The organism is Burkholderia sp. SIMBA_051 (assembly GCF_046534915.1).
Lineage (GTDB): Bacteria > Pseudomonadota > Gammaproteobacteria > Burkholderiales > Burkholderiaceae > Burkholderia > Burkholderia ambifaria.
In genome coordinates, this window is sequence record NZ_JAWRXS010000003.1 from 272,279 (window position 1) to 296,391 (window position 24,113).

Sequence of the window (24,113 nt, forward strand, 5' to 3'; positions counted from 1 at the left end):
GGGTGGCCGTTCAGGTCGGGGGCGGGCAAGGCGGGCAGGCGGGCGCGACGGCGCTCAGACCGCGGCGGCCGGTTGCGCGAACACCGGGCGTGCCGGCGTGCCGGCCGACACGGTCAGCACCTCATAGCCCGTCTCGGTGACGAGCACGGTGTGCTCCCATTGGGCGGACAGGCTGCGGTCGCGCGTCTTGACCGTCCACTGGTCGGGCATCGTGCGGATGTCGCGCTTGCCGGCGTTGATCATCGGCTCGATCGTGAAGATCATCCCGGCCTTCAGCTCGATGCCGGTACCCGGACGGCCGTAGTGGACGACCTGCGGATCTTCGTGGAACACCGTGCCGATGCCGTGGCCGCAGTATTCGCGCACGACGCTGTAGCCCTGCGCTTCCGCGTGCTTCTGGATCGCGTAGCCGATGTCGCCGAGGTGCGCGCCGGGCTTGACCTGGTCGATGCCGAGCCACATGCACTCGTAGGTGGTCTGCACGAGGCGCTTCGCGAGGATCGAGCCCTCGCCGACGATGAACATCCGGCTGGTGTCGCCGAAGTAGCCGTTCTTGATCACGGTGACGTCGATGTTCAGCGCGTCGCCGTTCTTGATCACCTTCTCGCCCGGAATGCCGTGGCAGATCACGTCGTTGACCGAGATGCAGGTGGCCTTCGGGTAGGGCGGATAGCCGGGCGGCTGATAATTCAGCGGCGCGGGGATCGTGCCCTGCTCGTTGAGCATGAATTCGTGACAGAGCCGGTCGAGTTCGCCGGTCGTGACGCCCGCGACGACGTGCGGCGTGATGAAGTCGAGCACTTCGCTCGCGAGACGGCAGGCGACGCGCATCTCGGCGATGTCGTGTTCGTTTTTGAGCGTAATAGCCATCGAGGTATGCCTGGAATGCGGTGAATTGACGGATTATCGCACCTTATGGCTGGCCTCGCAGCCCCTGCCGGCGGTGCCGATGCGGGTTTTCGGGGATTGTCCGGCCCGCTGCCGCGCGGCAAGCGAAAGTGGCGGGCGACTTGAGAGCCGACAAATCGGCGTGCTATACTCTTTGGCTAAGTCGACATCCAAATGCCGAACCTGCCTCGTTTTGGGGCGGCATGGCGATGAAAGGCTTGTGGCACGCGCATTTTCGCACGTGCCGAATCGCAAGCCGGCGCAACCAAGGGTGCCGGCCGCGCGGAACGAAGGTCCTTCGGGGTGCGTTCCCGCGGCGGTACGGCGGCCGGCTTAAGACCCAACCCTCGTGGAGAATTTACATGGCAGTTACGATGCGCCAAATGCTGGAAGCGGGTGTCCACTTCGGTCACCAGACGCGCTTCTGGAACCCGAAGATGGCTCCGTTCATTTTCGGTCACCGCAACAAGATTCACATCATCAACCTCGAAAAGACGCTGCCGATGTTCACGGACGCACAGAAGTACGTGCGCCAGCTGGCAGCAAACCGCGGCACGATCCTGTTTGTCGGCACGAAGCGCCAGTCGCGTGACACGATCGCCCAGGAAGCGCAGCGCGCGGGCATGCCGTTCGTCAACGCACGCTGGCTCGGCGGCATGATGACCAACTTCAAGACGCTGAAGGTATCGATCAAGCGCCTGAAGGACATGGAAGCGGCAGTCGAGGCAGGTGAGCTCGAGAAGATGAGCAAGAAGGAAGCGCTGCTGTTCGAACGCGAAATCGCCAAGCTGCAGAAGTCGATCGGCGGCGTGAAGGACATGGGCGGCATTCCGGACGCAATCTTCGTCGTCGACGTCGGCTATCACAAGATTGCCGTCACGGAAGCGAACAAGCTGGGCGTGCCGGTCATCGCCGTGGTCGACACGAACCACTCGCCGGAAGGTGTGGATTACGTGATCCCGGGTAACGACGACTCGAGCAAGGCAGTCGCGCTGTACGCTGAAGGCGTGGCCGACGCGATCCTCGAAGGCCGTGCGAACGCGGTCAACGAAGTGGTCCAGGCAGCGCGCGGCGACGACGAGTACGTCGAGGAAAACGCGTAACTGGCCCCGAGCCGGCGCAAAAAGGGGGCTCTCAACAGGCCCCCTTTTTTTAAGCTTGTGCGCCGGACCTGATCGCGCTGAATCGGCGCGGGTCCGGAAACGATTTTCGGCCGTTCGCGTCCAAGCGGGCGGCGTGGTGAATACAGACTCAAGGAGCGAATGATGGCGGCAATTACCGCAAGCATGGTGGCAGAACTGCGCGCAAAGACCGACGCACCGATGATGGAGTGCAAGAAGGCGCTGACGGAAGCCGACGGCGACCTGGCCAAGGCTGAAGAGCTGCTGCGCGTCAAGCTCGGCAACAAGGCGAGCAAGGCGGCATCGCGCGTGACGGCCGAAGGCGTCGTCGCATCGTTCGTCGGCGGCAATGCAGGCGCGCTGGTCGAACTGAACTGCGAAACCGACTTCGTCGCGAAGAACGACGACTTCCTCGCATTCTCGAAGACGGTTGCAGAACTCGTCGCGACGCAGAACCCGGCCGACGTGGCTGCGCTGTCGGCGCTGCCGCTCGAAGGCTCGACGGTCGACGCAGTGCGCCTCGCACTGATCGGCAAGATCGGCGAGAACGTCTCGATCCGCCGTTTCGTGCGCTTCGAAACCGCGAACAAGATCGCGACGTACCTGCACGGCGCGCGCATCGGCGTGATCGTCGAGTACACGGGTGCGGACGAGCAGGTCGGCAAGGACGTCGCGATGCACATCGCCGCGATGAAGCCGGTCGCGCTGTCGTCGGCCGACGTGCCGGCAGAGCTGATCGACACGGAACGCCGCGTGGCCGAGCAGAAGGCTGCTGAATCGGGCAAGCCGGCTGAAATCGTCGCGAAGATGGTCGACGGCAGCGTCCAGAAGTACCTGAAGGAAGTGTCGCTGCTCAACCAGACGTTCGTGAAGAACGACAAGCAGACGATCGAGCAGATGCTGAAGGCGGCGAATTCCACGGTGCAGAAGTTCGCGCTGTTCGTCGTCGGCGAAGGCATCGAGAAGCGCCAGGACGACTTCGCCGCCGAAGTGGCCGCGCAAGTCGCAGCAGCAAAGCAGCAGTAAGCAGTCAGGCAGTATCCGCGGCGGGCGTCCGCTCCGCCGCGGCCGGCGGCGCCGCCGGCCGGCCGGGAACCCCGGTCCGACCGTCGGCGCTTGCCCGAATCAGTATTTCGCCCCTACAGTTCGTGGTTGTCATCCTCTCGTCGCTCGGAAGCCCCTATGTCCAATGCCTATAAACGCGTCCTCCTCAAACTCTCCGGCGAAGCGCTGATGGGCGACGATGCCTTCGGCATCAATCGCGCGACGATCGAACGGATGGTGGCGGACATTGCCGAAGTCGTGGGTCTCGGTACGCAGCTTGCGGTCGTGATCGGCGGCGGTAACATTTTCCGCGGTGTCGCGGGCGGTGCGGCCGGCATGGACCGCGCGACGGCCGACTACATGGGGATGCTGGCGACGATGATGAACGCGCTGGCGCTGCAGGACGCGATGCGCCACGCCGGCATCGTCGCGCGCGTGCAGTCCGCGCTGCGCATGGATCAGGTCGTCGAGCCGTACATCCGGCCCCGCGCGATCCGCCAGCTCGAGGAAGGCAAGGTCGTGATCTTCGCGGCCGGCACGGGCAACCCGTTCTTCACGACGGACACGGCCGCCGCGCTGCGCGGCTCGGAAGTGGGCGCCGAGGTCGTGCTGAAGGCGACCAAGGTCGATGGCGTATATTCTGCCGATCCGAAGAAGGATCCGTCGGCCACGCGCTACGCGACGATCAGCTTCGACGAGGCGATCAGCCGGAATCTGCAGGTGATGGACGCGACGGCCTTCGCGCTGTGCCGCGACCAGAAGCTGCCGATTCGCGTGTTTTCGATCAACAAGCCGGGCGCGCTCAAGCGTATCGTGCTGGGCGAGGACGAAGGTACGCTCGTCCACGTGTAAACTCCCGCGGATGCGGGCAAGCGGCGTGGGTCGCCGGCCGTGGTGCGTCGCGCGCCGGGCGGGGCCCGCGTTCTTTGAAGGTTGAAGGTTTGGAGGTTGAAATGAGTGTCGCTGATGTCAAGAAGGGCGTAGAGCAGAAGATGCAGCGCTCGATCGAAGCGTTCAAGAACGATCTGGCGAAGATCCGTACGGGCCGTGCGCATACCGGTCTCCTCGATCACGTGCAGGTCGACTACTACGGTTCGATGGTGCCGATCTCGCAGGTCGCGAACCTGACGCTCGTCGACGCACGCACGATCGGCGTGCAGCCGTGGGAAAAGAACATGGTCGCGAAGGTCGAGAAGGCCATCCGCGAAGCCGATCTCGGCCTGAACCCGGCGACGGCCGGCGACCTGATCCGCGTGCCGATGCCGGCGCTGACGGAAGAGCGCCGCCGCGAGCTGACCAAGGTGGTCAAGAGCGAAGGCGAAACGGCGAAGGTCGCGATCCGCAACCTGCGCCGCGACGCGAACGAAGCGCTCAAGAAGCTCGTGAAGGACAAGGAAATCTCGGAAGACGACGAGCGCCGTGCGAGCGACGACGTGCAGAAGCTGACGGACAAGCACGTTGCCGAAGTCGACAAGCTCGTGCAGAGCAAGGAAGCCGAGATCATGACGGTCTGACGACCGTCCTCGCGCGCCGCCTTCTTTCCGCATTACTGTCTCAACGGCCATGACCTATACAAGCTCTACTGTTCGCGTGCCTGACGTCGGCGCCGTGCCGCGTCATATCGCGATCATCATGGACGGCAACGGCCGTTGGGCGACCGAACGCCGCCTGCCGCGCGTCGCGGGGCACACCCGCGGCGTGGATGCCGTGCGGGCGGTGGTCGAAGGCTGCGCGCGCGCCGGCGTCGAATACCTGACGCTGTTCGCGTTCAGTTCGGAAAACTGGCGCCGGCCGAACGACGAAGTGTCGTTCCTGATGCGGCTGTTCATCACCGCGCTCGAGCGCGAGATCGGCAAGCTGCATGCGAACGGGATCCGCCTGCGGGTGGTCGGCGATCTCGAGCGCTTCGAGCCGCGCATCCGCGAACTGATCCGCCGCGCCGAGACCAAGACGGCGCGCAACACCCGCCTGACCCTGACGATCGCCGCGAACTACGGCGGCCGCTGGGACATCCTGCAAGCGACGAAGAAGCTCGTCGAGCAGGCCGTGCGCGAGGGCCGCGAGGTCGACGTGACCGAAGACGCGTTCGCGCCGCACCTGGCGATGGCCTATGCGCCGGAGCCCGATCTCTTCATCCGCACCGGCGGCGAGCAGCGCGTCAGCAATTTCCTGCTGTGGCAGCTCGCGTACGCGGAATTCTATTTCACCGACAAATACTGGCCGGACTTCGACGGCGCGGCGCTCGCCGACGCGATCGCGTCGTATACCGAGCGCGAGCGCCGTTTCGGGCGCACCAGCGCGCAGCTCGAACCGCAATCGCAGAACGCCGATTCCCTTTCATGCTGAAGACCCGTGTGATCACGGCGGTCGTGATGCTGGCAGTGTTGCTGCCGGTGACGCTGTTCGCGCCGCTCACCGCGTTCGGCGCGCTGATCGGCGTCGTGCTCGTGTTCGCCGCGTGGGAATGGGCGCGCCTGCTGAAGCTCGGTGCGACCGGCGCCATCGTCTATGCGATCGTCGCGGCGGCCGCGCTCGCGGCGACCGCGCCGCTCGGCGTCGGCGCGTCGTCGTCCCGTCCCCTTTTCATGGCAGCCGGCGTGTTCTGGCTGCTGGTCGGCCCGTTCTCGCTGCGGCGCAAGCCGGAACTCGCGGGCGGCGTGTGGCGGGCGTTCCTGCTCGCGGCCGGGCTCGTCGTGTTCGCGGCCTGCTGGCACGCGCTCGTCGCGGCGCGCGCCGAGGGCGTTCCGTTCGTGTTGTCGCTGCTTCTGGTCGTCTGGCTGGCCGATATCGGCGCATACTTCGCGGGCAAGGCCTTCGGAAAGCGTAAACTGGCCATCACGATCAGTCCCGGGAAGAGCTGGGAAGGTGCGATCGGCGGCTGGTTCGCCGTGATGGTCGTCGCGGGTGTCGCAATGGCGACGCACTGGTTCGAGCCGACCCTATTTTCCGCATTCGCCACCCGCTACGGGATGCCCGGCGCGTGGGCCGCGTTGACGCTGCTGGTTGCCTACAGCGTGATCGGCGACCTGTTCGAGTCGCTGCTCAAGCGTCAGGCGGGCGTGAAGGATTCCAGCGGCCTGCTGCCCGGGCACGGCGGCGTGCTCGACCGTGTCGACGCACTGCTGCCCGTGCTGCCGCTCGCAATGCTGCTGCTTGGTTAAACCACTATTTCTGTTATGCAAAAACGTCTGACACTGCTCGGTTCCACGGGCTCGATCGGAGACAGCACGCTCGACGTGGTCGCCCGCCATCCCGAGCGTTTCTCGGTCTATGCGTTGACCGCGCACCGCAACGGCGACAAGCTCGTCGAGCAGTGCCTGCGCTTCGCGCCCGAAGTCGCGGTGGTTGGCGATGCGAACACGGCGGCGCACGTCGAGGCAAAGCTGCGCGCGGCGGGCAGCAAGACCATCGTGCTGCACGGGCCGCAGGCGCTCGTCGACGTGTCGAAGAGCGACGGCTGCGACACCGTCGTCGCGGCGATCGTCGGCGCGGCCGGCCTGGCGCCGAGCCTCGCGGCCGCGCGCGCCGGCAAGCGCATCCTGCTGGCGAACAAGGAATCGCTCGTGATGTCGGGCGCGATCTTCATGGACGCCGTGCGCGACCATGGCGCGATCCTGCTGCCGGTCGACAGCGAACACAACGCGATCTTCCAGTGCATGCCGCGCGACGAGAACGAGCACGGCGGGATCTCGAAGATCATCCTGACCGCGTCGGGCGGTCCGTTCCGCACGCGCGAGCCGGCCACGCTCGTCGACGTGACGCCGGACGAAGCCTGCAAGCACCCGAACTGGGTGATGGGCCGCAAGATCTCGGTCGATTCCGCGACGATGATGAACAAGGGCCTCGAGGTGATCGAGGCGCACTGGATCTTCGGTTTGGCCGGTGACCGGATCGACGTGCTGATCCACCCGCAGAGCGTGATCCATTCGCTCGTGTCGTACCGCGACGGCTCGGTGCTCGCCCAGCTCGGCAACCCCGACATGCGCACGCCGATCGCGCACGCGCTGGCCTTCCCGGAGCGCGTCGACGCGGGCGTCGACCAGCTCGACCTCGCGCAGATCGCACAGTTGTCGTTCGAGAAACCCGATTACACGCGCTTCCCGTGCCTCGCGCTCGCGCTGAAGGCGCTTGAAGAGGGCGGTATCGCGAGCGCCGCGTTGAACGCGGCGAACGAAATCGCGGTCGAAGCGTTTCTCGAGCGCCGGATCGGCTTCATGGCGATCGCGGCCACCGTCGACGCGGTGCTCAACGCGCTGCCGAACCGCAGCCCGAACGGGCTCGACGACGTCCTTGCGGCGGATGCCGAGGCACGCCGCCTCGCCGCCGAGATCATTGCGAAAGCGCCTGCGCCCCGCGTGGAGCGTACTGTCTGAATGAGGTGCTCATGAACGTGCTGGTCGAACTGATCGCGTTTGCGGTGGCGATCGGGGTGCTGGTCGTCGTGCATGAGTACGGACATTATCGTGTCGCGCGCTGGTGCGGCGTGAAGGTGCTGCGTTTCTCGATCGGTTTCGGCCAGCCCGTCGCGCGCTGGGTCAGCCGCAGGACGGGCACCGAATGGACGCTCTCCGCATTGCCGCTCGGCGGTTACGTGAAGATGCTCGACGAGCGCGAGCCTGGGGCGGACATCAAGCCCGAGGAGCTCGACCAGGCGTTCAACCGGCAATCGGTGTTCAAGCGCATCGCGATCGTCGCCGCCGGCCCGATCGCGAACTTCCTGTTGGCAATCGTCCTGTTTTCCGTCGTATTCGCCACCGGCGTGACCGAGCCGGCCGCGGTGCTCGCGCCGCCGGCCGCCGGCACGGTGGCGGCCCGCGCGGGCTTCGACGGCAACGAGACGATCGTATCGATCCGTGACGTGCACGCAGGCGACGCGCAGGGCGGCGAGGGCGTGCCGGTGCGTTCGTGGTCGGATCTGCGCTGGAAGCTGCTGGCCGCCGCGTTCGATCATCGCGAGGTCGTGCTCGGCGCGCGCGACGGCGGCGCGTCGACGTTCGACTTCCGCGTCGACCTGCGCAACGTTCCCGAAAGCGCGCTCGACGACGATTTCATGACGCACCTGGGCTTCGAGACCGGCGGCGGCACGTTATCGGTGGCGTCGGTGCAGCCCGGCAGCGCGGCCCAGCGCGCGGGCCTGAAGGCAGGCGACAAGCTGCTCGCGCTCGACGGCAAGCCCATCGGCGGCGCCTCGCGCTTCATCGACGCGGTGAAGCACCACGCGGGGCAGCCGGTCGACTTGCGCGTGGAGCGCGGCGGTGCCACGCAGACGGTGTCGATCGTGCCGCAGGCGCAGCGCGACGACGAGACGGGCCAGCAGGTCGGCCGCATCGGCGCGGCGCTGTCGATGCACACGCCGTCGGTCGACGTGCGCTACGGGCCGATCGAGAGCCTGCGGCTCGGCGCGCACCGCACGTGGGACATCGCCGTCTATTCGCTGAAGATGTTCGGACGCATGATCACGGGCAACGCGTCGCTGAAGAACCTGTCCGGTCCGGTGACGATTGCGGACTACGCGGGCAAGAGCGCACGGCTCGGTCCGTCGGCCTTCCTGTCGTTCCTCGCCCTTGTCAGCATTAGCCTCGGGGTGTTGAACTTGCTGCCGATTCCCGTTTTGGACGGGGGGCATCTGTTATATTATCTGGTTGAAGCCGCGACCGGGAAAGCCGTTTCGGAGCGCTGGCAGCTGATTCTGCAAAGAGCCGGGTTGATCTGCATCGTCGCATTGTCGGCGATCGCGCTGTTCAACGACCTGGCTCGGTTAATCCATTTCTGAAGCGTCAGGCGGCGGCCAGTCGGCCGCCGCCTGATTTGATGCAGCTAAATATTGGGGATGCACGTTGTTCAAACCTCATCGCTTTGTACCTAAGACAGTTGCAGCGGCCGCGCTCGCCGCGCACGGCCTCGCGGCGCATGCAGCGGCACCGTTCGTGGTGCAAGACATCAAGATCGAGGGGTTGCAGCGCGTCGAAGCGGGTTCGGTGTTTGCCTACCTGCCGATCAAGCAGGGCGATACCTTCACCGACGACAAGGCATCCGAAGCAATTCGCGCGCTGTACGCGACGGGCTTCTTCAACGACGTGCGCATTGCCACCCAGGGCAACGTCGTGATCGTGCAGGTGCAGGAGCGTCCGGCCATCGCATCGATCGACTTCACCGGCACGAAGGAATTCGACAAGGACAACCTGACGAAGGCGCTGCGCGCCGTGGGTCTGGCCGACGGCCGCTACTACGACAAGGCGCTCGTCGACAAGGCGGAGCAGGAGCTCAAGCGTCAGTACCTGACGCGCGGCTTCTACGCGGCAGAGGTGAAGACGACGATCACGCCGGTCGACGCGAACCGCGTGTCGATCCTGTTCGCGGTCGCCGAAGGCCCGAGCGCGAAGATCCGCCAGATCAACTTCATCGGCAACAAGGCGTTCAGTACCAGCAAGCTGCGCGACGAAATGCAGTTGTCCACGCCGAACTGGTTCTCCTGGTACACGAAGAACGACCTGTACTCGAAGGAAAAGCTCACGGGCGACCTCGAGGCCGTGCGCTCGTACTACCTGAACCGCGGCTACCTCGAGTTCAACATTGAGTCGACCCAGGTGTCGATCTCGCCCGACAAGAAGGACATGTACCTGACGGTCACGCTGCACGAAGGCGAGCCGTACACGGTGTCGGGCATCAAGCTGTCGGGCAACCTGCTCGATCGCGAAGCCGAACTGACCAAGCTGATCAAGATCAAGCCGGGCGATCGCTTCTCGGCCGAAAAGCTGCAGCAAACGACGAAGTCGATCGTCGACAAGCTCGGCGAATACGGCTACGCATTCGCGACCGTCAACGCGCAGCCGGACATCGACCAGGCGAACCACAAGGTGAACCTGAACCTCGTCGTCGATCCGAGCCGTCGCGTGTACGTGCGCCGCATCAACGTGGTCGGCAACACGCGTACGCGCGACGAAGTCGTGCGCCGCGAAATGCGCCAGCTCGAAAGCTCGTGGTTCGATTCGAACCGCCTCGCGCTGTCGAAGGATCGCGTGAACCGTCTCGGCTACTTCACCAACGTCGACGTGACGACGGTGCCGGTCGAAGGCACGAACGACCAGGTCGACGTGACCGTGAAGGTCGATGAAAAGCCGACCGGCGCGATCACGCTGGGCGCGGGCTTCTCGTCGACGGACAAGGTGGTGCTGTCGGCGGGCGTGTCGCAGGACAACGTGTTCGGCTCGGGCACGAGCCTGTCGGTGAACGTCAACACCGCGAAGAGCTACCGCACGCTGACCGTCACGCAGGTCGACCCGTACTTCACGGTCGACGGCATCAAGCGGATCACGGACGTCTACTACCGCACGTACCAGCCGCTCTACTATTCGACGAGCTCGAGCTTCCGCATCATCAGCGCGGGCGGCAACCTGAAGTTCGGCATTCCGTTCTCGGAAGTCGACACCGTCTACTTCGGCGCGGGCTTCGAGCAGAACCGTCTCGATGTCGACTCGAACACGCCGCAGAGCTACCAGGATTACGTGAACCAGTTCGGCCGCGTGTCGAACACGGTGCCGCTGACCGTCGCGTGGTCGCGCGACGCGCGTGACAGCGCGCTGATCCCGAGCCGCGGCTACTTCACGCAGGCGAACGTCGAGTACGGCGTGCCGGTCGGCAAGATCCAGTACTACAAGGCCGACCTGCAGGCGCAGTACTACTATTCGTTCTCGCGCGGCTTCATCCTGGGCATGAACCTGCAAGGCGGCTACGGTAACGGTATCGGCAACCCGTACCCGATCTTCAAGAACTACTACGCGGGCGGTATCGGCTCGGTGCGTGGCTACGAGCCGAGCTCGCTGGGCCCGCGCGACACGAAGACGAACGACCCGATCGGCGGTTCGAAGATGCTGGTCGGCAACATCGAGCTGACGTTCCCGCTGCCGGGTACCGGCTACGACCGCACGCTGCGCGTGTTCACGTTCCTCGACGGCGGTAACGTGTGGGGCAACGCGCCGGGCGGTACGAGTACCGGCGCGAACGGCCTGCGTTACGGCTACGGCGTGGGTCTCGCGTGGATCTCGCCGATCGGCCCGCTGAAGCTGAGCCTCGGCTTCCCGCTGCAGAAGCATGAAGGCGACCAGTACCAGAAATTCCAGTTCCAGATCGGGACGGCGTTCTGATCGAACGCATACAACAGCAACGAGAGGGTAATTTTGCTAACCGGGAAGTTTTCGAAACGAGTGATGTGTGCGCTGACCGTTGCGCTGGCCTTGGGCGCGGCGACGGCGCATGCTCAGGACGTCGCCCGCATCGCGGCGGTCAATTCGGATCGGATCCTGCGCGAGTCGGCGCCCGCCAAGGTGGCGCAGACGAAGCTCGAAGCCGAGTTCGCGAAGCGCGACAAGGAACTGCAGGACCTCGCGGCGCGCCTGAAGTCGATGTCCGACTCGCTGGACAAGAACGGCGCGTCGCTGTCGGCGGCCGATCGTGCGCAGAAGCAGCGCGATCTCGCGCAGCTCGACACCGATTTCCAGCGCAAGCAGCGCGAGTTTCGCGAGGACCTGAACCAGCGCCGCAACGAAGAACTCGCGGCGGTGCTGGAGCGCGCGAACAAGGTCATCAAGCAGATCGCCGAGCAGCAGAATTACGACCTGATCGTGCAGGAAGCCGTATACGTCAGTCCGCGCATCGACATCACCGACAAGGTGCTCAAGGCGCTCGCGTCCGGCTCGACGAACTGAACGGAGCAGACGACGAATGGCATTGACGCTCGAGGAACTCGTAAAGCGGTTCGGCGGCGAGATCGCCGGCGACGCCCAGTGCAAGGTGAGCGGCCTCGCGCCGCTCGACCAGGCAGGCCCTCAGCAACTCGCGTTTCTCGCGAATCCGAAGTACCTGTCGCAGGTCGAGACGACCCGCGCCGGCGCGGTGCTGATCGCGCCGAAGGATCTCGAAAAGCTGCGCGCGGCTACTGGCGGCCAGCCGGCCGGCCCCCGGATGGCCGGCCCCCATAATTTCATCGTGACGCCGAATCCGTACGCGTACTTCGCGCGCGTCGCGCAGATGTTCATCGATCTCGCCACGCCGCCGCGCGCGGCCGGCGTGCATCCGAGCGCGACGATCGATCCGGCCGCACAGGTTGCCGCGAGCGCGGTGATCGGTCCGCACGTGACGGTCGAGGCCGGTGCGGTGATCGAGGACGGCGTGCAGCTCGACGCGAACGTGTTCATCGGCCGCGGCACGACGATCGGTGCGGGTTCGCACCTGTATCCGAACGCATCGGTCTACCACGGCTGCAAGATCGGCCCGCGCGCGATCATCCATGCGGGTGCCGTGATCGGTTCCGACGGGTTCGGCTTTGCGCCGGATTTCGTCGGCGACGGCGATGCGCGCACCGGCAGCTGGGTCAAGATCCCGCAGGTCGGCGGTGTGACCATCGGCCCGGATGTCGAGATCGGCGCGAACACGACGATCGATCGCGGCGCGATGGCGGACACCGTCATCGACGAATGCGTGAAGATCGACAATCAGGTCCAGATCGGCCACAACTGCCGGATCGGCGCCTATACGGTGATCGCGGGCAGCGCCGGCATCGCGGGCAGCACGACGATCGGCCGCCACTGCATGATCGGCGGCGCGGCGGGCATCGCCGGCCACGTGACGCTCGGCGACTATGTCATCATCACCGCGAAGTCGGGCGTGTCGAAGTCGCTGCCGAAGGCCGGCATCTACACGAGCGCATTCCCGGCCGTCGACCACGGCGAATGGAACCGGAGCGCCGCGCTCGTGCGCAACCTCGACAAGCTGCGCGAGCGCATCAAGGCGCTCGAAACCGCACTGGCCGCCCAGGGCGGCACGGACGCCTGACCGACGCCATGCGAGACCAGCAACCGGGCACGGCCAGCGCTACCGGCCCGGTTTGTCAGACTGGGCCGCGCGGCGGCCCGCTTCAGCCTTTGCATCACCACCGCGCAGCCTCTGCGTGAGACGAACCATCATGAGCACTGAAAAAATCAATCTCGACATCCACAAGATCCTCACGCTGCTGCCGCATCGCTACCCGATTCTGCTCGTCGACCGCGTGCTCGAACTCGAGCCGCACAAAGGGATCAAAGCGCTGAAGAACGTGTCGATCAACGAGCCGTTCTTCCAGGGACACTTCCCGAAGCGGCCGGTGATGCCGGGTGTGCTGATCCTCGAGGCGCTCGCGCAGGCAGCCGCGCTGCTGACGTTCGCGGAAGAGCAGCCGAAGGATCCGGAAAACACGCTGTACTACTTCGTCGGCATCGACGGCGCGCGCTTCAAGCGCGTGGTCGAACCGGGCGACCAGCTGATTCTGAACGTGACGTTCGTGCGTTACATCCGCGGCATCTGGAAGTTCAAGGCGGTGGCGGAAGTGGACGGCAAGGTGGCGGCGGAGGCCGAACTGATGTGCACGGTCAAGACGGCCGACGCGGCGCCCTGAGCGACGCGGCACGCATGGATATCGTAACGCGAGCAACGCGACACATCATATCGAGAGGCAACGGCGCATGACCAGGATTCATCCCACCGCGATTGTCGAACCGGGCGCGCAGATCGACGAGTCCGTCGAGATCGGGCCGTATGCGATCGTCGGGCCGCACGTCACGATCGGCGCGCGTACGACGATCGGCTCGCACAGCGTCATCGAAGGTCACACGACGCTCGGCGAGGACAACCGCATCGGCCATTACGCGTCGGTCGGCGGCCGTCCGCAGGACATGAAGTACAAGGACGAGCCGACGAAGCTCGTGATCGGCAACCGCAACACGATCCGCGAATTCACGACGATCCACACCGGCACCGTGCAGGATGTCGGCGTGACGACGCTCGGCGACGACAACTGGATCATGGCCTATGTGCACATCGGTCACGACTGCCGCGTCGGCAACAACGTGATCCTGTCGAGCAACGCGCAGATGGCCGGTCACGTCGAGATCGGCGACTACGCGATCATCGGCGGGATGTCGGGCGTGCACCAGTTCGTGCGCATCGGCGCGCATTCGATGCTGGGCGGCGCGTCGGCGCTCGTGCAGGACGTGCCGCCGTTCGTGATCGCGGCCGGCAACAAGGCCGAGCCGCACGGCATCAACGTCGAAGGCCTGCGCCGGCGCGGGTTCTCTCCCGACGCGATCTCGGCGCTGCGCAGCGCGTACCGCCTGCTGTACAAGAACGGCCTGTCGCTCGAGGAAGCGAAGGTGCAGTTGCGCGAGCTGGCGGTCGCGGGCGGCGAAGGCGATGCAGCGGTCACCGCGTTCGTCGAGTTCATCGACGCGTCCCAACGCGGCATCATCCGCTAAGCGATGTCGCTCCCGACCAATCAGCTCCGGCTCGCAATGGTGGCCGGCGAGCCGTCGGGCGATCTGCTCGCGGCGTCGCTGCTCGGCGGGCTTCAAGAGCGGCTGCCCGCGTCGACCCGCTACTACGGAATCGGCGGGCAGCGGATGCTCGCGCATGGCTTCGACTCGCACTGGCAGATGGACAAGCTCACGGTGCGCGGCTACGTCGAGGCGCTGGGCCAGATTCCCGAGATCCTGCGGATTCGCGGCGAGTTGAAGCGCCAGTTGCTCGCGGAGCGGCCCGACGCGTTCATCGGCGTCGACGCGCCCGACTTCAATTTCAGCGTCGAGCAGGCCGCGCGCGATGCGGGCATCCCGTCGATCCACTTCGTGTGCCCGTCGATCTGGGCGTGGCGCGGCGGGCGGATCAAGAAGATCGCGAAGTCCGTCGACCACATGCTGTGCCTGTTCCCGTTCGAACCGGCGATCCTCGACAAGGCGGGCGTCGCATCGACGTATGTCGGTCATCCGCTCGCCGACGAGATTCCGCTCGAGCCCGACACGCACGGCGCGCGCATCGCGCTCGGCCTGCCGGCAGACGGCCCGGTGATCGCGGTGCTGCCGGGCAGCCGGCGCTCGGAAATCGGGCTGATCGGCCCGACGTTCTTCGCGGCGATGGCGCTGATGCAGCAGCGTGAGCCCGGCGTGCGGTTCGTGATGCCGGCGGCGACGCCTGCGCTGCGCGAGCTGCTGCAGCCGCTCGTCGACGCCCATCCGCAACTCGCGCTGACGATCACCGACGGCCGCTCGCAGGTCGCGATGACGGCCGCCGACGCGATCCTCGTGAAGAGCGGCACCGTCACGCTGGAAGCCGCGCTGCTGAAGAAGCCGATGGTGATCTCGTACAAGGTGCCCTGGCTGACCGGGCAGATCATGCGCCGGCAGGGTTACCTGCCGTACGTCGGCTTGCCGAACATCCTGGCGGGACGCTTCGTCGTGCCCGAGTTGCTGCAGCATTTCGCGACGCCCGAGGCGCTCGCCGATGCGACGCTCACGCAGCTGCGCGACGACGCGAACCGCCGCACGCTGACCGAAGTCTTTACCGAAATGCATCTTTCGCTGCGTCAGAACACGGCCGCGAAGGCCGCCGAAGCGGTTGTGCGCGTGCTCGAGCAACGCAGGGGGCGCGCATGACGGCCATCCGTGTGCCACGCCGCGGCGCGTCGGCCGATCTGCAGGGCGGTTTCGACTTCAGTCGGCCCGACGAGATCGTCTGCGGCGTCGACGAAGCGGGCCGCGGCCCGCTCGCGGGGCCGGTCGTGGCCGCCGCGGTGATCCTCGATCCCGCGCGGCCGATCGACGGGCTCGACGATTCGAAGGCGCTGTCCGCGAAGAAGCGCGACGCGCTGTACGACCTGATCGTCGCGCGCGCGAGCGCGTTTTGCGTCGCGTCGGCCAGCGTCGACGAAATCGACACGCTGAACATCCTGCACGCGACGATGCTGGCGATGAAGCGGGCCGTCGAGGGCCTGTCGGTGCTGCCGACGCTTGCCCAGATCGACGGTAACCGCTGTCCGACGCTGACGGTGCGTGCCGAGGCGATCGTCAGCGGCGACGCGCTCGTGCCGAGCATCTCGGCCGCGTCGATTCTCGCGAAGGTCACGCGCGACCGCATGCTCGTCGATCTGCATGAACGCTTCCCGGTGTACGGCTTCAACGTGCACGTGGGTTACAGCACCCCGAAACACCTTGCCGCGCTGCGCGAGCACGGCCCGTGCGAAGTGCATCGGCGCTCGTTCGCGCCCGTGCGCGAGGCGCTCGACCTGATGACCGGTTCCCGCTGAGAACGGGCTTGCGCCGGTCGCCAGAAGGGTCGAGCGCGAGGGAAGGGGCACGGCGAATACCTCGCGTATTCGCCGCGAGCATGACGCCACGATCGGCCTTTCCCGCGGCCCCGCCGGAAAGGGTTTTTTAGTTTCGTGAACGTGCGTTGCCGGCCGCCTGGCGACGGCGCGCGTCGCGGGTTCGGCGCGGCCCAACGGCGCGCCGAGCTTGTTGCACGCGCCCGACGGCACGCCCTTTGGGACAGCCGGCAACGCACGTTCGCACGCCCGCGATGAGCGGGAACAGGCCCCTGATGAAGAGCATTACATCCCGCGACAACCCGCTGTACAAGCGCCTGAAGGCGCTCGCGGGCTCGACGTCTCACCAGCGGCGCGGCGGCCAGGCGCTGCTCGAAGGTTTCCATCTCGCCGGCGCGTATCTCGATACGGGCGCGACACCGGAGCTGTGCGTCGCGACCGAAGGCGCGCTCGCGCACGCCGAAGCGCAGGCGATCATCGCGCGCATCGACGCGCAGCGGGTCGTCACGCTGCCCGACGCGCTGTTCGGCCAGTTGTCGAACGTGGTCAGCGGCGTCGGTTTCCTGCTGCTCGTCGACCGGCCCACACAGCCGCTGCCCGAGCGCGTCACGCATACGTCGGTCGTGCTCGACGGCGTGCAGGATGCCGGCAACGTCGGCTCGATCCTGCGCAGCGCGGCGGCGGCCGGCGTGCGGCACGTGTTCTGCGCGCCGGGCACCGCCTATGCGTGGTCGTCGAAGGTGCTGCGTTCGGGGATGGGCGCGCACTTCCTGCTGTCGATCCACGAGGATGTCGAGCCGGATGCGCTCGCCGCGCGGCTCGACGTACCGGTCGCGCTGACGGATTCGCACGGCGCGCAAGCGGTCTTCGACTGCGATCTGGCCGGGCCCGTCGCCTGGGTGTTCGGCAACGAGGGCGCCGGCGTGTCGGCGTTCTGGCGCGACGCGGCCACGCATCGCGTGACGATTCCGCAGCCCGGTGGAATGGAGTCGCTGAATGTCGCGGCCGCGGCGGCGGTATGTCTGTTCGAGCAGGTGCGGCAGCAGCGGCGCGCATGACATGACGCCGTGACGCACGGCGTTGCCCGCGCGTATTCCGCATCACGAAAAAAAGGCCGCGTATGCGGCCTTTTTTGCTGTTGGCGGCGGCCTGACGGCGGCCGGCGCGCCAGTCGTCAGTACGACTGCCGGTCGAGACGGATTTCCTGCAGGATCGTCGTCGCGATTTCCTCGATCGACTTGTGCGTCGACGACAGCCACTTGATCCCTTCGCGGCGCATCATCGCCTCGGCCTCGTTGATCTCGTAGCGGCAGTTCTCCGGCGCCGCGTACTTGCTGCCGGGGCGGCGCTCGTTGCGGATCTCCGACAGGCGCTGCGGGTCGATCGACAGCCCGAACAGCTTGTCGCGATGCGGCGTCAGCGCCGACGGCAGCTTGCCGCGCTCGAAGTCTTCCGGAATCAGCGGATAGTTGGCCGCCTTCACGCCGTACTGCATCGCGAGATACAGGCTCGTCGGCGTCTTGCCGCTGCGCGACACGCCGACCAGGATCACGTCGGCTTCGGACAGGTTGCGGTTCGACTGGCCGTCGTCGTGCGCGAGCGAGAAGTTGATCGCCTCGATCCGCGTCTTGTATTCCTCGGTATCGGCGTTCTGGTGGCCGCGGCCCATCGCGTGGCTCGACTTCAGCTCCAGTTCCTGCTCGAGCGGCTCGACGAAGCGCTGGAACATGTCCAGCACGAGCGCGTTCGAGCGCTTGACGATGTCGTTCGACTCGCTGTCGACGAGCGTCGTGAAGACGATCGCGCGGCGGCCGTCGTGCACGGCGGCGTCGTTGATCTTCTCGACGGTCGCATAGGCTTTCTCGAGCGAGTCGACGAACGGCAGGCGCACGAGACGGAATTTCTGGTCGAACTGGGAGAGGATCGAATGCGCGAAGGTTTCGGCAGTGATCCCGGTGCCGTCGGAGACGATGAAAACGGTAGGCAGCATGAATCTGGGCGTCGAGCGTGAAGGGCGGTTGCGCGGGCGGCTGGAGGTTCGCCTCCAGACGCGGAGACAAGGTCGCGCCACATCCGGCAGCCGGCACGGTAGAATAGCGGCAACCTGTTGGATAAGCAATTGCAGGGGCAGGATACGAACGGCGCCCCAGGCTTGGCCGCTCGATTCGAAAACTCCCGGCAAGTTCGGCGATTCGTCTGAATATATCGCCCTTCTGCCGGGATTTTTGCAAATCGGGTCGGACGATTTTTCGCTGATCTTTCGCCCACGCGATTGTTTCTCCAACAGGTTGCGCAAGACGCGCCGCGCCTTTTTGCAGGCGCCCGCGTCCGAGCCCACTTGCGCAATCGAGCATTTTTTTCACACTTAGGGGCTTGTATGACTAACGCAGCAAACGTCGCAAAGGACCAGGCGTATGTAATCCCGTTCGAGCAGTTGCGGATGACCGATGTGGAGATCGTGGGCGGCAAGAATGCGTCGCTCGGCGAGATGATCAGCCAGCTTTCCGAAGCAGGCGTTCGCGTACCCACCGGTTTCGCCACGACCGCGCTCGCCTTCCGTGATTTCCTCAAGCACAACGATCTGACCGATCGCATCGCCAAGCGTCTCGAGTCGCTCGACATCGACGACGTGAAGGCGCTCGCCGAAGCCGGTGCCGAAATCCGTAAATGGATCGTCGATGCGCCGATGCAGGCACGTCTCGAAGAGGAAATTCGCGCCCAGTTCGAAATCCTGAAGAGCGGCTCGCCGGCCGAGCTGTCGTTCGCCGTGCGTTCGTCCGCGACCGCGGAAGACCTGCCCGACGCATCGTTCGCCGGTCAGCAGGAGTCGTATCTGAACGTCGTCGGCATCGACGACGTCCTCGATCGCATGAAGCACGTGTTCGCGTCGCTCTACAACGACCGCGCGATCTCGTATCGCGTGCACAAGGGCTTCACGCACGCCGAGGTCGCACTGTCGGCCGGCGTGCAGCGCATGGTCCGCTCGGACGTCGGCGCGGCCGGCGTGATGTTCACGATCGACACCGAATCGGGCTTCAAGGACGCCGTGTTCATCACGTCGAGCTACGGCCTGGGCGAAACCGTCGTGCAGGGCGCCGTGAACCCGGACGAGTTCTACGTGTTCAAGACGACGCTCGCGCAGGACAAGTACCCGATCATCCGCCGCTCGATCGGCTCGAAGCTGATCAAGATGGAATTCACGCAGCCGGGCGAGCCGGGCCGCGTGAAGACCGTCGACGTGCCGCACGAGCAGCGCAACCGCTACTCGATCACCGACGAAGACGTGATCGAGCTCGCGAAGTACGCGGTCATCATCGAGAAGCACTACCAGCGTCCGATGGACATCGAGTGGGGCAAGGACGGCCGCGACGGCAAGATCTTCATCCTGCAGGCACGTCCGGAAACGGTGAAGAGCCAGGCGAGCGGCAAGGCCGAGCAGCGCTTCAAGCTGAAGGGCCAGTCGCAGGTGCTGGCAACGGGCCGCGCGATCGGCCAGAAGATCGGCGCGGGCCCCGTGCGCGTGATCCAGGATCCGTCGGAAATGGAACGCGTGCAGCCGGGCGACGTGCTGGTGGCCGACATGACCGACCCGAACTGGGAGCCGGTGATGAAGCGTGCGGCGGCGATCGTCACGAACCGTGGCGGCCGCACCTGCCACGCGGCGATCATCGCGCGTGAGCTCGGCGTGCCGGCAGTGGTCGGCTGCGGCGACGCGACCGACGTGCTGAAGGACGGCGCGCTCGTCACCGTGTCGTGCGCGGAAGGCGACGAAGGCAAGATCTACGACGGGCTGCTCGAGACGGAAGTCACGGAAGTGCAGCGCGGCGAGCTGCCGGAAATCCCGGTCAAGATCATGATGAACGTCGGCAACCCGCAGCTCGCGTTCGACTTCTCGCAACTGCCGAACGCCGGTGTTGGCCTCGCGCGTCTCGAGTTCATCATCAACAACAACATCGGCGTGCACCCGAAGGCGATCCTCGAGTACCCGAACATCGACCAGGACCTGAAGAAGGCGGTCGAGAGCGTCGCGCGTGGTCACGCGTCGCCGCGCCAGTTCTACGTCGACAAGCTGACGGAAGGCGTCGCGACGATCGCCGCGGCGTTCTATCCGAAGCCCGTGATCGTGCGTCTGTCCGACTTCAAGTCGAACGAGTACAAGAAGCTGATCGGCGGTTCGCGCTACGAGCCGGACGAGGAAAACCCGATGCTGGGTTTCCGCGGCGCGTCGCGCTACATCGCGGAAGACTTCGCGCAGGCGTTCGAGATGGAGTGCCGTGCACTGAAGCGCGTGCGCGACGAGATGGGCCTGACCAACGTCGAGATCATGGTGCCGTTCGTGCGTACCGTGAAGCAGGCGGAGCGCGTCGTCGGCCTGCTCGAGAAGTTCGGCCTGAAGCGCGGCGAGAACGGCCTGCGCCTCGTGATGATGTGCGAAGTCCCGACCAACGCGATTCTTGCCGAAGAGTTCCTGCAACACTTCGACGGTTTCTCGATCGGTTCGAACGACCTCACGCAGCTCACGCTCGGCCTCGATCGCGACTCGGGCATGGAACTGCTGGCCGTCGACTTCGACGAACGCGACCCGGCCGTCAAGTTCCTGTTGAAGCGTGCAATCGATACCTGCCTGCGGATGGGCAAGTACGTCGGCATCTGCGGCCAGGGCCCGTCCGATCACCCGGACTTCGCGCAGTGGCTGACCGACGAAGGCATCGTGTCGATCTCGCTGAACCCGGACACGATCATCGATACGTGGCAGGCGCTTGCGAACCGGAAGTAACGGTTGGTCATGCAGCCTTGACGAAAGGGCGGCCCGCCGCTCTTTCGGTGAAGGCAAAATGCAAGGTTCATGCTATAAACACCCCGGTAGGCACCGGGGTGTTTTTGTTTGTACTCACCGAACCGCGAACATGGCGGGCGTGAGGGCGTTTTTCGGGAGACCACAATGATGTCGGGGCATCTGTTCTGGTGGGTCGGAGTCGGCGTGCTGGTCGTTGCCGAATTGCTGACCGGCACGTTCTATCTGCTGATGATCGCGCTCGGCTTTCTCGCGGGCGCGCTGCTGCAGCTCGCCGGTTTCGCGCTGCACGTGCAGGTCGCGGCGGCCGCCGCGGTCGCGATCATCGCGATGATCGTGCTGCGTCGCTCGGGGCTCGGGCGCAAGCAGAAACGCGACACGTCGGCGAATCCCGACGTCAATCTCGATATTGGCTCGACCGTGACGGTCGACGCGTGGCATGACGGCCGCGCGCGCGTGCAGTATCGCGGCGCCGACTGGGACGTCGAGCTCGCGACCGGCGAGCGTGACGATGCACACGAGTATCAGGTGAGCGCCGTGCGCGGCAACAGCCTCGTCGTCGTCGCGAAACCCGCGCGCTGATCATCCACGGATAAAACAAGGAGAGAACATTTCATGGATTCGCTGATCATTTGGGTCGTCTTGCTCGTCATCGCCATCGTGATCGTGTCGAAAACGGTGAAGATCGTGCCGCAGCAGCATGCGTGGGTGCTCGAACGATTCGGGCGCTATCACGCGACGCTGTCGCCCGGTCTCAATATCGTGCTGCCGTTCGTCGACCGGATCGCCTACCGGCACGTGCTGAAGGAAATTCCGCTCGACGTGCCGAGCCAGGTCTGCATCACGCGCGACAACACGCAGCTGCAGGTGGACGGCGTGCTGTACTTCCAGGTCACCGATCCGATGAAGGCTTCGTACGGGTCGAGCAACTTCGTGCTCGCGATCACGCAGCTCGCGCAGACGACGCTGCGCTCGGTGGTCGGCAAGCTCGAACTCGACAAGACCTTCGAGGAGCGCGACTTCATCAACCACAACATCGTGTCGGCGCTCGACCAGGCCGCCGCGAACTGGGGCGTGAAAGTGCTGCGCTACGAGATCAAGGACCTGACGCCGCCGAAGGAGATCCTGCACGCGATGCAGGCGCAGATCACCGCCGAGCGGGAAAAGCGCGCGCTGATCGCCGCATCCGAAGGCCGCAAGCAGGAGCAGATCAACCTCGCGTCGGGCGCGCGCGAGGCCGCGATCCAGAAGTCCGAAGGCGAGCGACAGGCCGCGATCAACCGGGCGCAGGGTGAGGCGTCCGCGATTCTCGCGGTGGCCGAGGCGAACGCGCAGGCAATCCAGAAGATCGCGGGCGCGATCCAGTCGCAGGGCGGGATGGATGCCGTGAACCTGAAGGTCGCCGAACAATATGTCGGCGCGTTCTCGAACCTCGCGAAACAGGGCAATACGCTGATCGTGCCGGCGAACCTGTCGGATCTCGGCACCGCGATCGCGTCGGCGCTGACGATCGTCAAGAACGCAGTGCCGGCCGAGGGCGGGAAGGGCTGAGCGTACGTGCGGTTCCCGGCGCCGGCGGGCGGGGCATGGCCCGCGCATGCGGCGAATCGTCGCACGGGGGAAGCGCGACCCCTTTTGCGTGGTGACGGCGGCGCAGCGCTTCATCCGGGGCGCTGATCGGCTGCTCGAGCGGCACCCGCATGAATCACGCGATACAAAGCAACACGGCCCGCTTCGAGCGGGCCGTGTCGTTTGCGATGCGGATCGGGTGCGTCAGGTACCGGCGCGCATGATGCGGGCCTTTTCGCGTTCCCAGTCGCGCTTCTTCTCGGTTTCGCGCTTGTCGTGCAGCTTCTTGCCCTTCGCGAGCGCGATGTCGCATTTCACGCGACCGCCCTTGTAGTGGAAGTTCAGCGGCACGAGCGTGTAGCCGCGCTGCTCGACCTTGCCGATCAGTTTCTTGATTTCCTCGCGGTGCAGCAGCAGCTTGCGCGTGCGGACCGGATCGGGGTGGATGTGCGTCGAGGCTTCGGGCAGCGGGCTGATATGGGTGCCGATCAGGAAGATCTCCGCGTTCTTGACGACGACGTAGCCTTCCTTGATCTGGCCGCGCCCGGCGCGCAGCGCCTTGACTTCCCAGCCCTCCAGCACGAGCCCCGCCTCGTAGCGTTCCTCGATGTGATAATCGAAGTGCGCTTTCCTGTTGTCGATGATGCTCATGAAAGGATTGGGCCAACTCGTTTAAAATCACGATTTTAGCAAAGCGGGGCGAGAATCGCCCGGCCTTGCGTTCTCACTTCGAGCGATGCCGCGCGATTTATGGCAGATGTCCAGAAAACAGTATTGATCCGTCATTCGGCGGAACAGATGTTCGACCTCGTCACCGACGTGGCCGATTACCCCAATTTCCTGCCCTGGTGCGGCGGCGTCGAGATTCGCCGTCAGGACGACCGCGGGATGGAAGCGCGCATCGACATCAACTTCAAGGGTATCAAGCAGCATTTCGCGACGCGCAACACGCAGCAGCGCCCGACGCGGATCGACATGGAGTTCGCGGACGGCCCGTTCAAGAAGTTCACGGGCTCGTGGCGCTTCATTCCGCTGCGCGCCGATGCGTGCAAGATCGAATTCGCGCTGCACTACGAGTTCTCGAGCATCCTGCTCGAGAAGATCATCGGGCCGGTGTTCAGCCATATCGCGAACACGTTCGTCGATTCGTTCGTGAAGCGCGCCGACCAGCGCTACGGGAAGGGGTGACGCGATGCTGTCGATCGAAGTCTGCTATGCGCTGCCGGATCGCCAGACGCTGATTCCGGTGTCGCTGCCCGAAGGCGCGACCGTGCGCGCGGCGATCGACGCGAGCGGGGTGCTCGCGCTGCACCCGGAGATCGATCTCGCCCACGCGAAAACCGGCGTGTTCGGCAAGCTCGCTCCCCTCGATGCGCCGCTCGCCGACCACGATCGCGTCGAGATCTACCGACCGTTGATCGTCGATCCGAAGCTCGCGCGCCAGCGGCGCGTCGACAAGACCCGCCGCGAGGGCTCCGTCGAGGGCCGCAAGTGGATGCACAAGGACGCGCGCTGACGCATTGCTGCAGCGTCGTTCCCGTACTTTCGTTCCGATTCGTCAGACCAGCCG

24 protein-coding genes are annotated in these 24,113 nt (G+C 65.5%); 21 read left to right on the plus strand and 3 right to left on the minus strand.

Features of this window, described 5'->3' with window-relative positions:
• Positions 1-54: 54 nt before the first annotated feature.
• Positions 55-870 carry a type I methionyl aminopeptidase gene (map, locus tag SB771_RS08705; protein WP_011657285.1) on the minus strand — a complete coding sequence of 272 codons (816 nt, stop codon included), beginning with the start codon at positions 868-870 and terminating at the stop codon, positions 55-57.
• A 380-nt stretch (positions 871-1,250) separates the two neighbouring features.
• On the opposite strand from map, the gene rpsB reads away from it, so the two are divergent.
• The 16 genes from rpsB to SB771_RS08785 all read left to right on the plus strand — a co-directional run bounded on the left by rpsB (position 1,251) and on the right by SB771_RS08785 (position 17,237).
• Positions 1,251-1,991, plus strand: a complete 741-nt coding sequence (gene rpsB / locus SB771_RS08710) for a 30S ribosomal protein S2 (RefSeq protein WP_006752149.1) — start codon at positions 1,251-1,253, stop codon at positions 1,989-1,991.
• A 162-nt stretch (positions 1,992-2,153) separates the two neighbouring features.
• Positions 2,154-3,035 carry a translation elongation factor Ts gene (gene tsf / locus SB771_RS08715; RefSeq protein WP_006752150.1) on the plus strand — a complete coding sequence of 294 codons (882 nt, stop codon included), beginning with the start codon at positions 2,154-2,156 and terminating at the stop codon, positions 3,033-3,035.
• Between the two features lie 156 nt (positions 3,036-3,191).
• A complete protein-coding gene (gene pyrH / locus SB771_RS08720; protein ID WP_006752151.1) occupies positions 3,192-3,905 on the plus strand; it encodes a UMP kinase in 714 nt (237 codons plus the stop codon).
• 101 nt (positions 3,906-4,006) lie between these two features.
• A complete protein-coding gene (gene frr, locus SB771_RS08725; RefSeq protein WP_006752152.1) occupies positions 4,007-4,567 on the plus strand; it encodes a ribosome recycling factor in 561 nt (186 codons plus the stop codon).
• Positions 4,568-4,616: 49 nt separating this feature from the next.
• Positions 4,617-5,399 carry a polyprenyl diphosphate synthase gene (uppS, locus tag SB771_RS08730; RefSeq protein ID WP_006758563.1) on the plus strand — a complete coding sequence of 261 codons (783 nt, stop codon included), beginning with the start codon at positions 4,617-4,619 and terminating at the stop codon, positions 5,397-5,399.
• Positions 5,393-6,214, plus strand: a complete 822-nt coding sequence (locus tag SB771_RS08735) for a phosphatidate cytidylyltransferase (RefSeq protein ID WP_175660524.1) — start codon at positions 5,393-5,395, stop codon at positions 6,212-6,214. Before uppS ends, SB771_RS08735 begins: the two co-directional genes overlap by 7 nt.
• Before the next feature lie 15 nt (positions 6,215-6,229).
• On the plus strand, positions 6,230-7,426 hold the full coding sequence (locus SB771_RS08740; protein WP_175660525.1) for a 1-deoxy-D-xylulose-5-phosphate reductoisomerase: 1,197 nt from the start codon (positions 6,230-6,232) through the stop codon (positions 7,424-7,426).
• An 11-nt stretch (positions 7,427-7,437) separates the two neighbouring features.
• Positions 7,438-8,826, plus strand: coding sequence for an RIP metalloprotease RseP (gene rseP, locus SB771_RS08745; protein WP_175660526.1), 1,389 nt, complete (start codon positions 7,438-7,440; stop codon positions 8,824-8,826).
• Positions 8,827-8,890: 64 nt separating this feature from the next.
• On the plus strand, positions 8,891-11,197 hold the full coding sequence (gene bamA / locus SB771_RS08750) for an outer membrane protein assembly factor BamA (protein WP_011657281.1): 2,307 nt from the start codon (positions 8,891-8,893) through the stop codon (positions 11,195-11,197).
• 63 nt (positions 11,198-11,260) lie between these two features.
• Positions 11,261-11,758: an OmpH family outer membrane protein gene (locus SB771_RS08755; protein ID WP_041489826.1), complete on the plus strand. Its 498-nt coding sequence runs from the start codon at positions 11,261-11,263 to the stop codon at positions 11,756-11,758.
• 16 nt (positions 11,759-11,774) lie between these two features.
• Positions 11,775-12,884: a UDP-3-O-(3-hydroxymyristoyl)glucosamine N-acyltransferase gene (gene lpxD, locus SB771_RS08760; RefSeq protein WP_175660527.1), complete on the plus strand. Its 1,110-nt coding sequence runs from the start codon at positions 11,775-11,777 to the stop codon at positions 12,882-12,884.
• Between the two features lie 130 nt (positions 12,885-13,014).
• Positions 13,015-13,482: a 3-hydroxyacyl-ACP dehydratase FabZ gene (gene fabZ / locus SB771_RS08765; RefSeq protein ID WP_041491210.1), complete on the plus strand. Its 468-nt coding sequence runs from the start codon at positions 13,015-13,017 to the stop codon at positions 13,480-13,482.
• 67 nt (positions 13,483-13,549) lie between these two features.
• A complete protein-coding gene (gene lpxA / locus SB771_RS08770) occupies positions 13,550-14,338 on the plus strand; it encodes an acyl-ACP--UDP-N-acetylglucosamine O-acyltransferase (protein WP_012364129.1) in 789 nt (262 codons plus the stop codon).
• Between the two features lie 3 nt (positions 14,339-14,341).
• On the plus strand, positions 14,342-15,511 hold the full coding sequence (gene lpxB, locus SB771_RS08775; RefSeq protein ID WP_011657277.1) for a lipid-A-disaccharide synthase: 1,170 nt from the start codon (positions 14,342-14,344) through the stop codon (positions 15,509-15,511).
• Positions 15,508-16,161: a ribonuclease HII gene (gene rnhB, locus SB771_RS08780; RefSeq protein ID WP_175660528.1), complete on the plus strand. Its 654-nt coding sequence runs from the start codon at positions 15,508-15,510 to the stop codon at positions 16,159-16,161. The genes lpxB and rnhB overlap by 4 nt, the downstream gene beginning before the upstream one ends.
• 293 nt (positions 16,162-16,454) lie before the next feature.
• Positions 16,455-17,237, plus strand: coding sequence for a TrmH family RNA methyltransferase (locus SB771_RS08785; RefSeq protein WP_105833982.1), 783 nt, complete (start codon positions 16,455-16,457; stop codon positions 17,235-17,237).
• A 116-nt stretch (positions 17,238-17,353) separates the two neighbouring features.
• Here the strand turns inward: SB771_RS08785 and SB771_RS08790 are convergent, their stop codons facing one another.
• Entirely contained in the window at positions 17,354-18,169 is an 816-nt protein-coding gene (locus SB771_RS08790) for a pyruvate, water dikinase regulatory protein (protein WP_011657274.1), read from the minus strand.
• Positions 18,170-18,556: 387 nt separating this feature from the next.
• Between SB771_RS08790 and ppsA the strand changes: the two genes are divergently transcribed.
• The 3 genes from ppsA (at position 18,557) to SB771_RS08805 (ending at position 22,525) form a co-directional block, all read left to right on the plus strand.
• On the plus strand, positions 18,557-20,956 hold the full coding sequence (ppsA, locus tag SB771_RS08795; protein ID WP_006752165.1) for a phosphoenolpyruvate synthase: 2,400 nt from the start codon (positions 18,557-18,559) through the stop codon (positions 20,954-20,956).
• 165 nt (positions 20,957-21,121) lie between these two features.
• Positions 21,122-21,556 (plus strand): NfeD family protein, encoded by a 435-nt coding sequence (locus tag SB771_RS08800; protein WP_126228085.1) that lies wholly within the window; start codon positions 21,122-21,124, stop codon positions 21,554-21,556.
• Positions 21,557-21,589: 33 nt separating this feature from the next.
• Entirely contained in the window at positions 21,590-22,525 is a 936-nt protein-coding gene (locus SB771_RS08805; RefSeq protein ID WP_011657272.1) for an SPFH domain-containing protein, read from the plus strand.
• 222 nt (positions 22,526-22,747) lie between these two features.
• On the opposite strand, the gene smpB is transcribed toward SB771_RS08805, so the two are convergent.
• Positions 22,748-23,194, minus strand: a complete 447-nt coding sequence (gene smpB / locus SB771_RS08810) for an SsrA-binding protein SmpB (protein WP_006752168.1) — start codon at positions 23,192-23,194, stop codon at positions 22,748-22,750.
• Positions 23,195-23,293: 99 nt separating this feature from the next.
• Here smpB and SB771_RS08815 point away from each other — a divergent pair, with 99 nt between their 5' ends.
• Together SB771_RS08815 and SB771_RS08820 are read left to right on the plus strand one after the other, a co-directional pair.
• Positions 23,294-23,731, plus strand: coding sequence for a type II toxin-antitoxin system RatA family toxin (locus tag SB771_RS08815; protein WP_011657270.1), 438 nt, complete (start codon positions 23,294-23,296; stop codon positions 23,729-23,731).
• Positions 23,732-23,735: 4 nt separating this feature from the next.
• Entirely contained in the window at positions 23,736-24,059 is a 324-nt protein-coding gene (locus SB771_RS08820; protein ID WP_006752170.1) for an RnfH family protein, read from the plus strand.
• Positions 24,060-24,113 lie beyond the last annotated feature (54 nt).

Excerpts from the sequence above, each read along its gene's own strand:
- SB771_RS08815 (WP_011657270.1), top strand. The coding sequence starts at position 23,294 with ATGGCAGATGTCCAGAAAACAGTATTGATCCGTCATTCGGCGGAACAG.
- lpxB (WP_011657277.1), top strand. The coding sequence starts at position 14,342 with ATGTCGCTCCCGACCAATCAGCTCCGGCTCGCAATGGTGGCCGGCGAG.
- rnhB (WP_175660528.1), top strand. The coding sequence starts at position 15,508 with ATGACGGCCATCCGTGTGCCACGCCGCGGCGCGTCGGCCGATCTGCAG.
- SB771_RS08755 (WP_041489826.1), top strand. The coding sequence starts at position 11,261 with ATGTGTGCGCTGACCGTTGCGCTGGCCTTGGGCGCGGCGACGGCGCAT.
- rpsB (WP_006752149.1), top strand. The coding sequence starts at position 1,251 with ATGGCAGTTACGATGCGCCAAATGCTGGAAGCGGGTGTCCACTTCGGT.
- SB771_RS08785 (WP_105833982.1), top strand. The coding sequence starts at position 16,455 with ATGAAGAGCATTACATCCCGCGACAACCCGCTGTACAAGCGCCTGAAG.
- lpxA (WP_012364129.1), top strand. The coding sequence starts at position 13,550 with ATGACCAGGATTCATCCCACCGCGATTGTCGAACCGGGCGCGCAGATC.
- SB771_RS08800 (WP_126228085.1), top strand. The coding sequence starts at position 21,122 with ATGATGTCGGGGCATCTGTTCTGGTGGGTCGGAGTCGGCGTGCTGGTC.
- map (WP_011657285.1), bottom strand. The coding sequence starts at position 870 with ATGGCTATTACGCTCAAAAACGAACACGACATCGCCGAGATGCGCGTC.
- SB771_RS08735 (WP_175660524.1), top strand. The coding sequence starts at position 5,393 with ATGCTGAAGACCCGTGTGATCACGGCGGTCGTGATGCTGGCAGTGTTG.
- SB771_RS08805 (WP_011657272.1), top strand. The coding sequence starts at position 21,590 with ATGGATTCGCTGATCATTTGGGTCGTCTTGCTCGTCATCGCCATCGTG.
- lpxD (WP_175660527.1), top strand. The coding sequence starts at position 11,775 with ATGGCATTGACGCTCGAGGAACTCGTAAAGCGGTTCGGCGGCGAGATC.
- frr (WP_006752152.1), top strand. The coding sequence starts at position 4,007 with ATGAGTGTCGCTGATGTCAAGAAGGGCGTAGAGCAGAAGATGCAGCGC.
- SB771_RS08740 (WP_175660525.1), top strand. The coding sequence starts at position 6,230 with ATGCAAAAACGTCTGACACTGCTCGGTTCCACGGGCTCGATCGGAGAC.
- smpB (WP_006752168.1), bottom strand. The coding sequence starts at position 23,194 with ATGAGCATCATCGACAACAGGAAAGCGCACTTCGATTATCACATCGAG.
- tsf (WP_006752150.1), top strand. The coding sequence starts at position 2,154 with ATGGCGGCAATTACCGCAAGCATGGTGGCAGAACTGCGCGCAAAGACC.
- fabZ (WP_041491210.1), top strand. The coding sequence starts at position 13,015 with ATGAGCACTGAAAAAATCAATCTCGACATCCACAAGATCCTCACGCTG.
- SB771_RS08820 (WP_006752170.1), top strand. The coding sequence starts at position 23,736 with ATGCTGTCGATCGAAGTCTGCTATGCGCTGCCGGATCGCCAGACGCTG.
- pyrH (WP_006752151.1), top strand. The coding sequence starts at position 3,192 with ATGTCCAATGCCTATAAACGCGTCCTCCTCAAACTCTCCGGCGAAGCG.
- ppsA (WP_006752165.1), top strand. The coding sequence starts at position 18,557 with ATGACTAACGCAGCAAACGTCGCAAAGGACCAGGCGTATGTAATCCCG.
- SB771_RS08790 (WP_011657274.1), bottom strand. The coding sequence starts at position 18,169 with ATGCTGCCTACCGTTTTCATCGTCTCCGACGGCACCGGGATCACTGCC.
- rseP (WP_175660526.1), top strand. The coding sequence starts at position 7,438 with ATGAACGTGCTGGTCGAACTGATCGCGTTTGCGGTGGCGATCGGGGTG.
- uppS (WP_006758563.1), top strand. The coding sequence starts at position 4,617 with ATGACCTATACAAGCTCTACTGTTCGCGTGCCTGACGTCGGCGCCGTG.